This window comes from Methylovirgula sp. (assembly GCF_037200945.1).
In the GTDB taxonomy this organism is placed as follows: Bacteria; Pseudomonadota; Alphaproteobacteria; order Rhizobiales; family Beijerinckiaceae; genus Methylovirgula.
Genome location: NZ_JBBCGP010000001.1, coordinates 2723598 through 2737835 on the forward strand (window position 1 = coordinate 2723598; position 14238 = coordinate 2737835).

Here is a 14238-nt window from a genome sequence, read left to right on the forward strand (position 1 = left end):
GAGACGCCATTAAAACATTCAAACGTCGTCTATTTCGGGCACGCGCAGTGGCGAAAAATCCTGCGTGGAGGCGTCGTCATATGTGCGATTGCCGGAAATTTTTAATTTACCGCTCGCAACGCGGGCCAGCGCCGCGGGATAAATCAAATGCTCCTGCTTCAACACGCGCGCGGCGAGTGTGTCCGATGTGTCGTCATCGAGGACGGCGACGGCGGCTTGCGCGATAATCGGCCCTTGATCCATCTCGGGCACAACAAAATGTACCGTGCATCCGTGGATTTTCACACCATCGGCGAGAGCGCGTTCGTGCGTGTGTAGTCCGCGATAAGCAGGCAGAAGAGCCGGGTGGATATTGATGAGCCTGTGCTCCCAGGCGCGAACGAAATTCGCGGTCAGTAGCCGCATGAAACCGGCGAGGCAGATCAATTCGACCCGGTGCAGATCGAGAAGGATCTGCACCGACTTCTCGAACTCGTCACGCCCAGCATGGATTTTATGATCGACGGCAGCGGTCGCAATTCCTTGCGCTTTCGCGAAGGCGAGACCCTCGGCTTCGGGCCGATTGGAGAAGACAAGCGCGATCTCGGCCGGATAGTCGGGGGCTTTGGCTGCCTCGACCAGAGAACGCATATTTGACCCACGACCGGAAATGAAAATCGCGACGCGCTTGCGGCTCACAGCGCCAACCGCCCGTTCGTAAGTACGCGGGGACCGGATGCGACGGAGATGACCTCGCCGATGCGGACCGGCTCCTCACTGGCGCCGCGCAAGGCCGCTGCGACAGCGTCAGCCGTCTCCGCCGCAACGATGACAATCATGCCGATCCCGCAATTGAAGGTGCGAAGCATTTCTGCTTCCGCCACCGGGCCTTCGGCGGCAAGCCAGCGGAAGACAGGGGGCACGGGGATGACGTCGAGATCGAGACTGATGCCGAGGCCTTCGGGAAGAACCCGCGGCAGATTGTCCGGGAAACCGCCACCAGTGATATGCGCCAGCGCCTTGATCGGCGCACCAGCACGCAAGGCCTGCAGGATCGGGCGGACGTAAATTCGCGTCGGAATCAGCAGCGCTTCGGCGAGCGAAATCTGCGAGGCGAAGGGTGCCGGGCCGCCGAGCGAGAGGCCCGCGTCGGCCACGATGCGCCGCACCAGGGAAAAACCGTTCGAATGCAATCCCGACGAACTCAGTCCAAGAACGACATCGCCCGCTGCGACACCGGGTTTCGGCAAAAGGCCGTCGCGCTCGACGGCGCCGACAGAAAAGCCCGCGAGGTCGTAATCCCGCCCGGCGTAGAGACCGGGCATTTCGGCCGTCTCGCCGCCAATGAGGGCCGCGCCGGCCTCCCGGCATCCCTCCGCGATCCCGGCGACGATTTCGGCGCCGACGGCCGGATCAAGCCGGCCGGTCGCATAATAATCGAGGAAGAACAGCGGTTCAGCGCCCTGGACGATGAGATCGTTGACGCACATGGCGACAAGGTCGATGCCAATCGTGTGGTGGATATTGCTTTCGACGGCGAGCTTCACCTTCGAGCCGACGCCATCGTTGGCGGCGACGAGGATCGGATCGCGAAATCCCGCAGCCTTCAAATCGAAGAGGCCGCCAAAGCCGCCGATTTCGGCGTCCGCGCCCGGCCGGCGCGTCGCGCGCACCAACGGTTTGATCTTCTCGACCATCGCATTGCCGGCCTCGATATCGACGCCGGCCTCGGCATAGGTCACTTGCTTTTTAGACGCCATTTTTGCCCCGTTTCCAACGCCTAGCGTCTCGCTCCGTCCAAGGCAAGCACCGCGCCGGGGACGGCGCGCAGGTCGCTGAATTGCCGCAATAAAGCTAGATTGCGGCACCAAGCGGCCGCGATAGGGAGGATTATGACCGTCTACAACAGTTTGCCGAATTTGATCACGCTGGCGCGCCTCGGCCTTGTTCCGGTCGTCATCGCCATGATTTCCGCCGGCCGTTGGCCGATTGCCTGCCTGATTTTCATTATCGCCGGGCTGTCCGATGCGGTCGATGGCTGGCTGGCGAAGACCTTCAATCTGCGCACCGAACTTGGCGCCTATCTCGACCCCGTCGCCGACAAGGCTTTGCTCGTCTCGATTTACGTGGCGCTCTCGGTCTACGGCGCGGTGCCATCGTGGCTGACGATCGCGGTTGTCGCGCGCGACGTCATGATCATCGGTGCCCTGATCATTTCCTGGCTGATGAACAAGCCGGTCGCCATTCGTCCCTTGTGGATATCGAAGGCCAATACGGCGGCGCAGATCGCTTTCGCCGCGGCGGTGCTCGGCGCTAAGGCGTTTCAATTCACGCTTGGGCCGTGGTTTATCGTCTCCGCGGTCGCCGTAGCGGCATTGACCTTGGCCTCGCTCGCGGCCTATCTGGCGCTCTGGGCCCGGCACATGAGCCTTTGAGATTTTGCTTTAAGATGCGGTGAGGTCACCTGATGCGGATCGAGTGGCAAATCGTGTTCTGGGCTGCGGCGCTCGCCTTCATCGGCCTGCTGCTGTGGCTGTTCAACGGCGTCATCATGCCGTTCGCTGCTGCCTTCGTCATTGCGTATCTGATGGACCCGCTCGCTGATTATCTACAGCGGCGGGGGATGAGTCGGCTTGCGGCGACACTCTTCATTCTCTTCGGTATCGTCTTTGTCCTCGCGCTGATCCTGGTTTTAGTTGTTCCGGTGCTGGCGCATCAGTCGGTGGCATTCATCCAGGCTTTGCCCGGCCTGCTGAACAAATTGCAGAGTCTGGTCTCCGGCGTGGCTGGTAAACTCAACGCACAATATGCGGAGCCTGTGCTACGCAAGCTCGGCTATCATAGCCCGAGCGTTCCAGAAATGCGGGCGAGCGTCGGCGATATTGCGGGGCAGGCGGCCGGGTGGTTCGTCGGCGTTCTCAATTCGCTCGTCGCGCACGGCGCGGCTCTCATCAGCCTGATGTCGCTTGTCGTCGTAACGCCGGTGGTCGCCTTCTACATGCTGGTTGATTATCACCGCATGATCGCCGCGGTCGATGGCCTCATCCCGCCGCGCTATCGGGGCATCGTGCATCAGCTTGCACATCAGATCGACCGGACGATGTCCGGCTTTCTGCGTGGGCAATCGCTGGTCTGTCTATTTCTTGGACTTTGGTACGGCCTCGGTCTGTCGCTGGTCGGCTTGAACTTCGGCCTGCTGATTGGCATCACCGCAGGGTTCTTAAGCTTCATTCCCTATGTCGGTTCGATGACGGCTTTGGTCGCGGCGGCGATTATTGCAATCGTTCAAGGCTGGCCGCACTGGACCTTGTTTGCGGAGGCAATCGGCGTTGTCGTCGTCGGGCAATTTCTCGAAGGAAATGTTATTTCGCCCAAGCTCGTCGGCGATAATGTTGGTCTGCATCCGGTCTGGCTGATGTTTGCCTTGCTCGCCTTCGGCAGTCTGTTCGGTTTTACGGGCCTCATCATCGCCGTGCCGGTTGCCGCGGCAACCGGCGTCATCATGCGCTTCGCCGTGCAGAAATATCGCGAAAGCCATCTTTTCATGAACCTGCCACAAGGGCAGACGCTCATCCTGCCGGAGACGGTAAACGCGCCCAAAGAGCACTGAATGGCGCGGACCTATCCTTCGCGCTGGCAGCAGATCGGCCTCGAACTGCCGCTCGAACCGCAGTTTTCGCGCGAAGATTTTCTGATCTCGAATTCCAATGCCGACGCGCTGCGTATGATCGAGGCGTGGCCGCATTGGCCGGAGTCTGTTTTGCTCCTCATCGGTGAGCGGGGCAGCGGCAAAAGTCATCTCGCGGCAATATGGGCTGCGCAGGCGCGGGCGGAGATTTTTTCCGGAGCGTCGCTGGCGAGTGCAGACGTTGCAGCGCTGGCAGAAATGCCGGCACTGGTGATCGACGCTGTAGATGAAATCGGCGCCGCCGAAGCGCCCTTGTTTCATCTCCTCAATCTTGCGCGGCAGGGCAGGCGAAGCCTGCTATTGACGGCGCAGCGCCGCCCCGATCTCTGGAGCCTCAAGACGCCCGATCTTCTCTCGCGCCTGCGGCTTGCGCCGGTCGTCGAACTGGGCGCGCCGGACGATGCGCTGCTGCAATCGGTGCTCGGAAAACTTTTCCGGGATCGGCAATTGCTGGTCGATCCTTCCGTCATCGATTTCATCGCCTTGCATATCGACCGCTCGCTCGAGGTCGCACGCGCATTCGTCGAGTTGATCGATCGCGTCGCGCTCGCGCGCGGCAGCGCTGTGACGCGGAGTCTGGCGCGCGAACTCCTCATCGATGCGACGGATGAACGCGACTAAACGGCTGTCGGGAATATTTCTCGCTGACTTATGTTGACCGACCGGTGCGCGGCGCCTAAAGGCAGGGCGCAGTTTCGGGAGTATGATCGTGAGCCGTATTAGAACGATTTCAATTTTATGCGCTTTGACACAATTCGTCGGCGGCGTCGCTTTCGCCCAAAATAACAAGCCGGCGCCGGTCGCCTCGCAGCCGGAAACGACGACAGCCACATTTGGCGCCTGGACGCTGCGTTGCGAACGCCGCGCCGATGTCGCTAAAGGTCAGAAGCTCTGCGAAGTCGAGGAATCCGTCGTTCCCAAAGACCAGCAAAACCCAATCGCCCATATTGGCATCGTGCATCCGCTCGATACGGAAAAAGGGGTGTTGCGGGTCAATGTGATTTTCCCGCCGAATATCTTCATTCCGACCGCACCCAGCATCCACGCGAAAGATGGCGATCCCGGCGTGCCACTCGTCTGGCAGCGGTGCTTCTCCGGCGGCTGCTTCGCCGAAGCGGCGATCCCGCCTGCGGAGATCAAGGCCTGGCGTGCGGTCGAGGCCGACACAGGGCGCATTACATTCACCGAAGCGGTCGGCCGCAATCTCGCCGTCCAATTCTCGCTGCGCGGTTTTGCGCAGGCGCTCGATGCGCTCGAAAAGGTGAAGTCGTAGTCTCAAAATCCCGCGCGGCGCGCACTTCTCACGGGTGCGCGCCCAAAATAGCGGCGCACGGCAAGGGGTGAGATCGGTGCGCCGTCGCCGGGATCGCGGCTTTCATGCGATCCTCCAGAGGTCCGGCGTAACTTCGCCTGATTCACCATCAGATCGCTTTTCGAGACGATTCTCCGCGTCGCGCAAGATCGGGCTCGCAGAATTGGCGACGTCCCCGGACTGAAGATCGACAACGCCGTCACACAGTCCCAGCACCAGTTGACAATTCTTACCCGCGATATGTAACAGTATAACATATCTAACAATGGGCGGGGCAACTTGGTGCGTTATCTTCTTTCACTTGCGGCGACGGCCGCGGTTTTTGCCGGCATGGATGCAGCACAGGCGCAGCAAGCGCTTCCGCAGATCAACGTGACGGCAACGCCGAACAGCAATTCGCCTCTGGCGCCAAGCCAGCCGGTGCTTGTCGAGACACAGGCTCTCGATGCCGCTCGTGCGAATATCTTTACGCCCACGGGCGCCAACAGCTACGAAATCGATGAAAAGGCGATCGACGACCTGCCGCAGGCCGAAAATACGCCGCTCGAAAAGGTGCTCTTGCAGGCCCCCGGCGTGGCGCAGGATTCGGCAGCAAGCGGCGATTTCCACATTCGTAACGAACACGCGAACGTGCAATTTCGCATCAACGGCATTCTGCTGCCGGACGGTGTTTCAGGCTTCGGCCAAGTGATTGAAACGAGCTTCATCAGCTCGCTCACATTGCTCGATGGCGCGTTGCCGGCAGAATATGGTCTCCACACCGCTGGCATCGTCGATATCCAGACGCGCAGCGGCACCTATGAGCCGAGCGGCAGCATGGGAGTCTATGGCGGAAGCCATGGGACGCTTACATCGACTTTCAATGACGGCGGAACGATCGGCAAGACGCAGTTCTATGTCAGCGGCCGGCTGCTCACCGACAATGTCGGCATCGAAAATCCGACCAGCGATTACGATGCGATCCACGACACGACGGCGCAGGGCAAATTCTTTGGCTATGTCTCGACCATCCTCGACGATGGCAGCCGCTTCAGCATCATCAGCGGCACGTCCGTCACCTCGTATCAGATCCCCAATTCACCTGGCGAGGACACGGCCTTTACGGAGAACGGCAATAGCGATTTCAATTCGTCGACTCTGAACGAAAATCAGGTCGAGCGCACATTCTACAATGTCGCAGCCTGGCAAAAAACCATCGGCAATCTCGACGCGCAAATCGCTTTTTTTTCGCGCTATTCGACACTTCATTTCGTCCCGGATGAGGTTGGCGATCTGCTTTTCAATGGTGTGGCGTCGGATGTTCAGCGCAACAGCCTGCTGAATGGCTTGCAGGGCGATGCTGCCTATCACCTTGGCGCACATACCATTCGTTTCGGCTTCGAGGTTAGCGGTGAATCGACAGACGCGGTCGATAACGATCTCGTCCTTCCGGCAAGCGGCTCGGGGGCGCCGTTCTCGGTTGACAATTCGAGCAATAAACTCGGCTGGCTTGGGTCGTTCTACACACAGGACGAATGGCGCATCACGAACCAGTTGACGATCAATGGTGGCCTGCGTTTCGATCAGATGGCGCAATATGTCACGACCAATCAATTGAGCCCGCGTCTCAGCCTGACCTACAAGCCGTTCGAATCGACGACATTTCATGCCGGCTACGCGCGCTATTTCACGCCGCCGGAGCAAGTGCTCTCGGCGCCGACCAATCTCGGCGCCTTCGCCAATACGTCGGCGGCCTCCGCGGTCAACGAGGCGAGCCCTGTGCGGCCGGAGCGTTCGGACTATTTTGATGCCGGCGTGACGCAGAAGCTCTTTCCCGGACTCGAAGCTGGTGTCGATGCCTATTACAAGCGCGCGAGAAATCTGCTCGATGATGGGCAATTCGGCCAAGCGTTGGTGCTGACGGCTTTCAACTACGCGAAGGCCTATAACACCGGCGTCGAGTTCAAAACGAATTATCAGATCGGTGATTTCTCGGCCTACGGCAATTTCGCCTGGGCGCGGCAGCGCGCGACGCAAGTCTCATCGAACCAGTTCCTGTTCGATCCTGACGAGCTCGCCTTTATCGCCGGTCATTATATCTACACCGACCACGCGCAAACGCTCACAGCTTCGGCGGGCGCGTCCTATCTTTGGCAGGCGACGAGATTCAGTGCCGATCTCATCTACGGCAGCGGGTTGCGCAATGGCTTCGCCAATACGGGGACGGTTGCGCCTTATACGCAGGTGAATCTCGGCGTTTCGCACGAATTCCAATTGCCGGGAAATTCGGGCCTTGGGCCGCTCGAGGCGCGCTTCGATATCGTGAATCTGTTGGACAACGTCTATGAGATCAGAGACGGCTCGGGCATCGGTGTCTTTGCGCCCCAGTTCGGGCCACGGCGCGGCTTCTTCGGTGGCCTGACGCAAAAATTCTGACAAAGGCCTTGCCGGTAGATTATAGGGTCCGGACGCTTTTTGTCCGGACCGCACATGCCGCTTTATTTTGCCTATGGCGCCAACATGGACCCAAATGCCATGCGTCTGCGCGCACCAAATTCGCGCGTGCTGGGCCGGGCGCGTCTGGCCCGGCATAAGTTCTTCATCATGAAATCGGGTTTCGCATCAGTTCGGCGCGATCCGCATGCGGATGTGCATGGCGTGCTCTTCGATCTGGCCTTGTCGGATGTGCCGACGCTCGACCGTTACGAAGAAGTCGGCCGTGGGCTTTACACAAAAGTCGTCCAGCCGGTTTTGCGCGAAGGTGCGGCGGCAGCGCGCGCGCTCGTTTATGTCGGTGCGAGCACGGAAGACGGCAAACCCACCGCGGCTTATCTCGACGGTATTCTGACCGGCGCAAAGGAAAACGGTTTGCCGGAAAATTATATCGCGTTTCTCGCGTCGTTCGGCGGTCCACAAGCCGGACCGGGCACGCGTTGGCGCGCGATCAAGGCAGAGGGTATTTGAATTGACCGTCGAGATTGCGCGCGATGTGGCATCGCTCCGCGCCTTTGTCATGGATTGGCGGGCGGCAGGCCTGCGCGTCGCTCTGGTGCCGACGATGGGAGCACTGCACGAGGGACATTTGTCGCTGGTCGCGGACGCGAAGCGGCGCGCTGATCGTGTCGTGATGTCGATCTTCGTCAACCCCACGCAATTCGCACCGAACGAAGATTTTGGCGCCTATCCCCGGACATTCGAAAAAGACGTCGAAGCTTTTACTGCCGCGGGCGGCGATCTCGTATTCTCGCCGGAAATTGGGGAAGTCTATCCGCCGGATTTCGTCACCAAGATCAGCCTGGGCGGCCCGGCAATTGCGGGCCTTGAGGATAAATTCCGGCCGGACCATTTCGCCGGCGTTGCAACGGTGGTCGCGAAACTGCTGATCATGGCCAAGCCCGATGTCGCGCTTTTCGGCGAGAAGGATTACCAGCAGCTCGCGGTCATCCGTCAGATGGCGCGCGATCTCAATCTCGAATCCGAGATCGCCGGTGTGCCGACTGTGCGTGCCAAGGACGGTCTCGCGCTCTCGTCTCGCAATGTCTACCTCACGCTCGAGGAGCGTGCGCGGGCGCCGCTGCTTCACGGCGCGCTTGAGCGTTGCCGCAAGGCGATCCTCGCGGGCGAGGAAATTGCTACCGCTGTCGCGCGTGCCGAAGGGGCGCTGACGGTCATGGACTTTGTCATCGATTACGTTGCGGCGTGTCACGCGGTGACGCTCGCGCCGGTCGCTTCCGCGGCCGATGGACCGATCCGGCTGCTCGCCGCCGCGCGCTTGGGGGCGACGCGGCTCATCGATAATGTCGCTGTGTAAATAGGGCCCTGCGGCCGTTTTCCCGCTGCGCGATGACGGCCACGCTTGCTTGCGGATAAAGGCGGCTTATCACTTTTCCAAAGCCTGTCGCGGGCCATATAGACCGGATAAATCCGGCCAAGCGGAGGAAACATGCGGATCGGCGTCGATATCGGCGGCACAAAAATCGAGGCAATTGCGCTCGCCGATGATGGCAAGATCATCGACCGCCGACGCAAGCCGACGCCGACCGGTGACTATCAATCGATCCTCGATGTGGTCAGCTCGCTTGTGCGCGGCCTCGAGGCCGATATCGACGACACCGCGACGGTTGGTGTTGCGATGCCCGGAACAATTTCGCCGGGCACTGGCCTCATGCGTTATTCCAACGCGCTGGTGATGAACGGCAAGCCGTTCGCACACGATATCGGCGAGGTGCTCGGCCGCGAGGTGCGGACGGAGAATGACGCGAATTGTCTGGCGCTATCCGAGGCGGTGGACGGTGCCGCCGCGGACGCAGCCTGCGTCGTCGGAATCATTCTCGGCACAGGTGTCGGCGGCGGTCTTGTCATCGATCGCAAACTCGTCCCCGGCCGCAACAGGATCGCCGGCGAAGTCGGCCATATTGCGTTGCCTCTCAATGAGGTCGAGCGCCGCATGCCGCCACGCCGTTGCTTCTGCGGCCAGGACGATTGCGTCGAAACCTTTTTATCCGGCGGCGCTTTTTCTGCGGAACATCGCCAGCGGACGGGCAAGGACATGAGCGCCACCTCGATCGCCGAGGCGGCGGCCAACGGCGATGGCGCCGCGCAGGCCACGCTCGAAGTCTATGTTGATCGTTTGGCCCGCGCGCTGGCCGTCGTGATGAAAATCGTCGATCCGGATGCCTTCGTCTTTGGCGGCGGCGTCTCGAAGATCCCGCAACTCTACGATCTTCTACCGCCGTTGCTCGCGCGTTACATCTATTCGGACGTCATGACGACGCGCGTGCTGCAGGCCGAGCACGGCGACTCGAGTGGTGTGCGCGGCGCCGCCTGGCTCTGGCCGCGCTAATTTTTCGCGCGCGTTTCCGCTAGCAGCCGATCGTATTCGGCGCGGACAATCTGCGGCCCGTAAGCGCGCTCCAGTCGCCGAACAGTGAAATGCCCTTCGGCGATCGATTGGAAATGATCGATGAAGGCATAATTGACGGCTGCTCCGCCGACCGCGCCCATGACCGGAACGGCTTGCGCCGCGACCTTCTGCGAGACGACGACTCCGAACCGCGTCGCAATCTGCGAGACCAGGCGGACGATCACCGGCGTGCCTTCGTCGGCAAGGCCGCGATTGACGACAAAACGCGCCGCCTCGGAGACCGATTTGGCGAGCACGGCCCGCACGGAAAAATAGCTACTCTCCAGCGCCAGCTGATTTTCCCTGCCTGTGCCGAGCGCGAAAACCTGAAGGCAGGCGAGCGCGGCTTCGGGTTGCGACAAGTCCTCGCCGGAAGCGCGTGCGATGGCAGCGATCGAGCGGAGCATCACGATGGTGGAAAATGGCAGTTCGATGGGCAGCGCCGCCAGGCCGAAGGCGCCGCCGACCGTGCCTGAAAGCGTCGCGACCGCCTTATGCGCGATGCGCTGATCCGTCGAGCTGCGTGGACTGAGAGTGCGAAGAGCCGTATTGAACGCTGTGCGGATCGCGCTTTCGCCGGCGCGATCGACGACATCGGTAATATTCGCCGGCACCATACGGCCTAGACGCTCGATCTCGTGCCCGAGCGCATTGGTGAGCCGGCTGGCAAAGCCCTTATGTTCAAGCTGGCTCACCGCGCGGGCGAGCGCAGCCATATCCTCTGGCGGCAGCGCGTCGGGCAGGACGACCGGAATCGCAATTGACTCTTTCGGGCGTTCGAAGAGCGACATCGATCAGCTCACTTTCCATTAGGCACCGACGTGCGTGACGCCGGGCACCCAGAATATGAGGGCACCCGTCAACGCCGCCAAGGCCGATCACGTTGCGATGGGCCTTGGCGCACATGTGCGGCGTCCAAATGGAACGGTCATAGGGTCGAGATAATTTCCCAACCATCTGTTTTCGCAGGATTTATTATGGCCAGCGGTCGCTACCGGCCCAGATCCGATCCCGGAAGTGGCTCAGCTATAGGCGAAGGCCGCGCCGAGCGATCCCAGAGCGCCAAGGGTGAGGGCCGCATACCACGGCCAGCGCGTTCCGGGCCGGACGATGGCAATCGTCGCGATGGCAATCGAGATGTGGAGGAGGGTGACCGCCACCGTCAAAATCTGGTGCCGGTGCTCGTGCTTCTCGCTCGACCGGAGTTTTTGCTCGGTCATATCCTCTTCGGTCTTGGCCTGAAGCTGGATTGCCTTCTGGTCCGAATCGTACTTATCCGCCTGCGACTTGAAGCCATCCGCCTTGGGGCCCGGGCCGGCGAGACTGGCGGCGATCTCATAGAGATTCTTTTTAAGGCTTTTCGCCTGGTAGAAATTCCAGGTGTCGGTCGCCTTATCCTGGAAAAGTACGGCCTCGTTCTTGGAGTCGATGGTCGCCGCCGTCTCAATCGTTTCGAGGCTACCGATAAAGGCCGCGATCACCGCCAGAATCGCAATCGTGATGGCGACGATCGGCAGAAAGGGATCGCCGGAATGGGCGGCATGTTCCGCGTGCTCGGCGTGTTCGAAATGTTCGGTCGGCTCAACGTCGGACATCAAATTCCCTCGCGTAGATCGGCGATTCAGATTGCGGCGGGTGTCGCATCTTGGCCTCAGCTTTGCAACTTCGCGGAGGGTATCGGTGCGGCACAATGGACAGCGTGGACGACGCGCCCTATAAGCCGCGCTGATGTTGCGCGGCAGCAAGGCGGCGGACTCAGAGTATGACGCTTCAATCAAATATAACGACGGACGCTTTCGCGGCCCTGCGCCTGACGATGGTGGATAGCCAAATCCGCACGTTCGACGTAACCGATCGGGCGGTCATCGAGCGGTTTCTTGCGGTCGAACGCGAAAAGTTTGTCCCCCCGCAGCTCTGCGATCTGGCCTATTCGGATATTGCCTTGAAAATCGCGCCGTCGAAGCCCGGCAGGTCGGAGCGCCGTCTGCTGGCGCCGATGATTCTGGCGCGCCTGCTCCAGGCGGCGGCTGTGAGGCCGGGGGAGCGTGTGCTCGACGTTGCACCCGGCACTGGCTATTCCACGGCGATCCTCGCCGGCCTGACGCCGAATGTTGTCGCGCTCGAATCCGACCCTGATCTGGCAGCTTCGACGAAGGCGGCTTTGGCGACATCGGGGTTGCCGGTTTTCGAGGGCCCGCTCAATGAGGGCGTGGCCTCCGCGGCGCCGTTCGACGTCATTTTAGTCAATGGCGCCGTCGAAGCGCATCTCGACGCCCTATTCGCGCAATTGCGCGACAATGGCCGGCTTCTTACGATCCTGCGATCGGCCAACCCGGCAAACCAGCATGCAAGCCGCGCGGTTCTTTTCGAGAAGAATTCCGGCGAAATTTCACGGCGCGGCCTGTTCGATGCCCCAGCTCCGCTGCTTGATGCGTTTCGCGCGGAACCTGCCTTCGTTTTCTAGGCCGACGCACCGCTTCAAGGCGGGGCGATTTATCCACATCTGCGACAAGCCCCGCTATCCGTACCGCCTTGTGAATGTGTCGCATTTTTGCTCCACCCGGTCAGTTTCTAGCGCCGCAGGCTTGGCGCTGACGGGGGGAGGGGCTTAATACCAAAGGCGCCGGACTTTGTGCATACGCAAAGGTCCGCAATCGACGGTGGCGTCGTCACGACGCGCTGTGTCGGTGGAATGTGGAGTTTCAAGGTTTGAGCGAAAGCTGGTTTCGAACCGGCCGGTGCTGTCTGCGCCGGAGCCGCCCGACCTCTTACGCTGGCGCACGCGCGCCGGCGAATGTTGCTTTAAATGTCGCGGCGCTCCTCGCCGCGTCTCTCGCTTTCACCAACGCCCATGCGGAAACGATGTCCGATGCGTTGGCGCGGGCCTATCGCACCAATCCGGACTTGAATCAGCAACGCGCGGGTGTGCGCGCAACGGACGAAACAGTCCCGCAAGCGACCGCGGCCTACCGGCCCACTGTGACGGCGACGGGGCAATTCGGCTACAGCAACCTCTCGGCGCACGAGCCGGGCACCGGCGTTTCGTCGTTGGGGGGGCTTGGCGCCGGAGGTGCAATCACGTCCGGGAATTTCAAGGCCTCGACCGACACCGGCAACATCGGCGCAACGATGACCGAGACGATCTTCAACGGCAACCGCAATTACAACGGCGTACGTCAGGCGGAGAGCAATGTGCTCGGCGCGCGCGAGACCTTGCGCAATACCGAGGAAAGCGTTCTGCAGAATGGCGCGACCGCCTACATGGACGTGTTACGCGACACGGCCATTCTCGATCTGCGCAAGAACAATATCATCGTTCTCGAAGAGCAATTGCGCCAGACCCGCGATCGCTTCAACGTGGGTGAAGTGACACGTACCGACGTCGCCCAGGCGGCGTCGAGCCTTGCCTCGGCGCGATCCGACTATTTTACCGCGCTGGCCAATCTCGAAACGAGCATCGCCAATTATCATGAGGTCATCGGTATCGATCCGAACCGCCTCGAACCGGCCCGCTCCGTTGAAGGGCTGCTACCGCACACCTTGGATTCCGCGATCCTCGTCGCCATGCACGAACATCCGGAAGTGCAGGCGGCTTTGCATCAGGTCGATGCTGCCGAGTTGCAGGTCAAGATCCAAGAAGGTGCGCTGATGCCGACCGTGACAATCAACGGTTCAGTGTCGCAAAACTACAATGACCAGGGTGAGCCAGGCTTCCGACTCTTTAACGGCACGGTGCTCGGCGAGGTCTCTGTGCCGATCTACACAGGCGGCTTGGTTGATGCCCAGGTTCGGCAGGCCAAAGAACAGCTGTCGCAGGCGGAGCTGCAGATGGATCTGCAACGCACGCAGGTGCGCGCCTCTGTCGTCTCAAACTGGGGGCTGCTGGACACTGCGAAGGCGGTGATCATCTCGGACGATTCGGCAGTGAAATCGGCAGAAATCGCGCTCGAAGGCGTGCGCGAAGAGGCGCGCGTCGGCCAGCGCACCACGCTCGACGTGCTGAATGCGCAGCAGACGCTTCTGAACGCGCGCGTCAGTCTCGTCTCAGCGCAGCGCGACCGTGTCGTTGCGTCTTATGCAACCCTCGCATCAGTCGGCGAATTGTCGTCGGATCAACTCGGCCTCGATATCGTGCGCTACGATCCGACGGTCCATTTCAACCAGGTCAAGGACAAGTGGTTCGGACTGCGGACACCGGACGGGCGCTGAGTCACGAACGCTTGAGATTGAGCCGCTTCGATCGATGTGAATAACGAAATCGCCTCTATCGAAAAACGGCGACTTGCGGTCTAATTGCACGAATCTGATTTGAGGTGGAAAGCTCGCGGGGATTCGCGGACTGATCCGCTCGATTTTGAAAGTGCCCAGGGCATGAAC

Annotated in this window: 14 protein-coding genes; 10 read left to right on the forward strand and 4 right to left on the reverse strand. The window is 60.8% G+C overall.

Features of this window, described 5'->3' with window-relative positions; all coding sequences use genetic code 11:
• Positions 1–18: 18 nt before the first annotated feature.
• Entirely contained in the window at positions 19–678 is a 660-nt protein-coding gene (gene purN, locus WDN02_RS13205; RefSeq protein ID WP_337293938.1) for a phosphoribosylglycinamide formyltransferase, read from the reverse strand.
• Positions 675–1739, reverse strand: a complete 1065-nt coding sequence (gene purM / locus WDN02_RS13210) for a phosphoribosylformylglycinamidine cyclo-ligase (RefSeq protein ID WP_337293939.1) — start codon at positions 1737–1739, stop codon at positions 675–677. Before purM ends, purN begins: the two co-directional genes overlap by 4 nt.
• A 132-nt stretch (positions 1740–1871) precedes the next feature.
• Here purM and WDN02_RS13215 point away from each other — a divergent pair, with 132 nt between their 5' ends.
• The 8 genes from WDN02_RS13215 to WDN02_RS13250 all read left to right on the forward strand — a co-directional run bounded on the left by WDN02_RS13215 (position 1872) and on the right by WDN02_RS13250 (position 9801).
• The gene (locus WDN02_RS13215) at positions 1872–2414 is read left to right on the forward strand and encodes a CDP-alcohol phosphatidyltransferase family protein (RefSeq protein ID WP_337293940.1); all 543 of its coding nucleotides are present in this window, start codon (positions 1872–1874) and stop codon (positions 2412–2414) included.
• 32 nt (positions 2415–2446) lie between these two features.
• Positions 2447–3589, forward strand: coding sequence for an AI-2E family transporter (locus WDN02_RS13220; RefSeq protein ID WP_337293941.1), 1143 nt, complete (start codon positions 2447–2449; stop codon positions 3587–3589).
• Entirely contained in the window at positions 3590–4288 is a 699-nt protein-coding gene (locus tag WDN02_RS13225) for a DnaA/Hda family protein (RefSeq protein WP_337293942.1), read from the forward strand.
• Between the two features lie 88 nt (positions 4289–4376).
• Positions 4377–4940, forward strand: coding sequence for an invasion associated locus B family protein (locus tag WDN02_RS13230; RefSeq protein WP_337293943.1), 564 nt, complete (start codon positions 4377–4379; stop codon positions 4938–4940).
• Between the two features lie 321 nt (positions 4941–5261).
• Positions 5262–7394, forward strand: a complete 2133-nt coding sequence (locus tag WDN02_RS13235; protein WP_337293944.1) for a TonB-dependent receptor — start codon at positions 5262–5264, stop codon at positions 7392–7394.
• Between the two features lie 54 nt (positions 7395–7448).
• Positions 7449–7922, forward strand: coding sequence for a gamma-glutamylcyclotransferase family protein (locus WDN02_RS13240; protein WP_337293945.1), 474 nt, complete (start codon positions 7449–7451; stop codon positions 7920–7922).
• 1 nt (position 7923) lies between these two features.
• Positions 7924–8769 (forward strand): pantoate--beta-alanine ligase, encoded by an 846-nt coding sequence (gene panC, locus WDN02_RS13245; protein WP_337293946.1) that lies wholly within the window; start codon positions 7924–7926, stop codon positions 8767–8769.
• A 132-nt stretch (positions 8770–8901) separates the two neighbouring features.
• On the forward strand, positions 8902–9801 hold the full coding sequence (locus WDN02_RS13250) for an ROK family protein (RefSeq protein ID WP_337293947.1): 900 nt from the start codon (positions 8902–8904) through the stop codon (positions 9799–9801).
• Here WDN02_RS13250 and WDN02_RS13255 read toward each other — a convergent pair.
• Together WDN02_RS13255 and WDN02_RS13260 are read right to left on the reverse strand one after the other, a co-directional pair.
• Positions 9798–10577: an EcsC family protein gene (locus tag WDN02_RS13255; protein WP_337294940.1), complete on the reverse strand. Its 780-nt coding sequence runs from the start codon at positions 10575–10577 to the stop codon at positions 9798–9800. The genes WDN02_RS13250 and WDN02_RS13255 overlap by 4 nt on opposite strands.
• Before the next feature lie 306 nt (positions 10578–10883).
• Positions 10884–11456 (reverse strand): DUF4337 family protein, encoded by a 573-nt coding sequence (locus WDN02_RS13260; protein ID WP_337293948.1) that lies wholly within the window; start codon positions 11454–11456, stop codon positions 10884–10886.
• Between the two features lie 167 nt (positions 11457–11623).
• On the opposite strand from WDN02_RS13260, the gene WDN02_RS13265 reads away from it, so the two are divergent.
• Complete coding sequence (locus tag WDN02_RS13265) at positions 11624–12325, forward strand: protein-L-isoaspartate O-methyltransferase (protein ID WP_337293949.1); 702 nt, start codon at positions 11624–11626, stop codon at positions 12323–12325.
• Positions 12326–12570: 245 nt separating this feature from the next.
• On the forward strand, positions 12571–14070 hold the full coding sequence (locus WDN02_RS13270) for a TolC family outer membrane protein (protein WP_337293950.1): 1500 nt from the start codon (positions 12571–12573) through the stop codon (positions 14068–14070).
• The last annotated feature ends 168 nt before the right edge of the window (positions 14071–14238 follow it).

Coding starts and splice junctions, on each gene's coding strand:
- purM (WP_337293939.1), bottom strand. CDS start 1,739: ATGGCGTCTAAAAAGCAAGTGACCTATGCCGAGGCCGGCGTCGATATC.
- WDN02_RS13215 (WP_337293940.1), top strand. CDS start 1,872: ATGACCGTCTACAACAGTTTGCCGAATTTGATCACGCTGGCGCGCCTC.
- WDN02_RS13220 (WP_337293941.1), top strand. CDS start 2,447: ATGCGGATCGAGTGGCAAATCGTGTTCTGGGCTGCGGCGCTCGCCTTC.
- WDN02_RS13225 (WP_337293942.1), top strand. CDS start 3,590: ATGGCGCGGACCTATCCTTCGCGCTGGCAGCAGATCGGCCTCGAACTG.
- WDN02_RS13240 (WP_337293945.1), top strand. CDS start 7,449: ATGCCGCTTTATTTTGCCTATGGCGCCAACATGGACCCAAATGCCATG.
- WDN02_RS13250 (WP_337293947.1), top strand. CDS start 8,902: ATGCGGATCGGCGTCGATATCGGCGGCACAAAAATCGAGGCAATTGCG.
- WDN02_RS13255 (WP_337294940.1), bottom strand. CDS start 10,577: ATGGCTGCGCTCGCCCGCGCGGTGAGCCAGCTTGAACATAAGGGCTTT.
- WDN02_RS13260 (WP_337293948.1), bottom strand. CDS start 11,456: ATGTCCGACGTTGAGCCGACCGAACATTTCGAACACGCCGAGCACGCG.
- WDN02_RS13265 (WP_337293949.1), top strand. CDS start 11,624: ATGACGCTTCAATCAAATATAACGACGGACGCTTTCGCGGCCCTGCGC.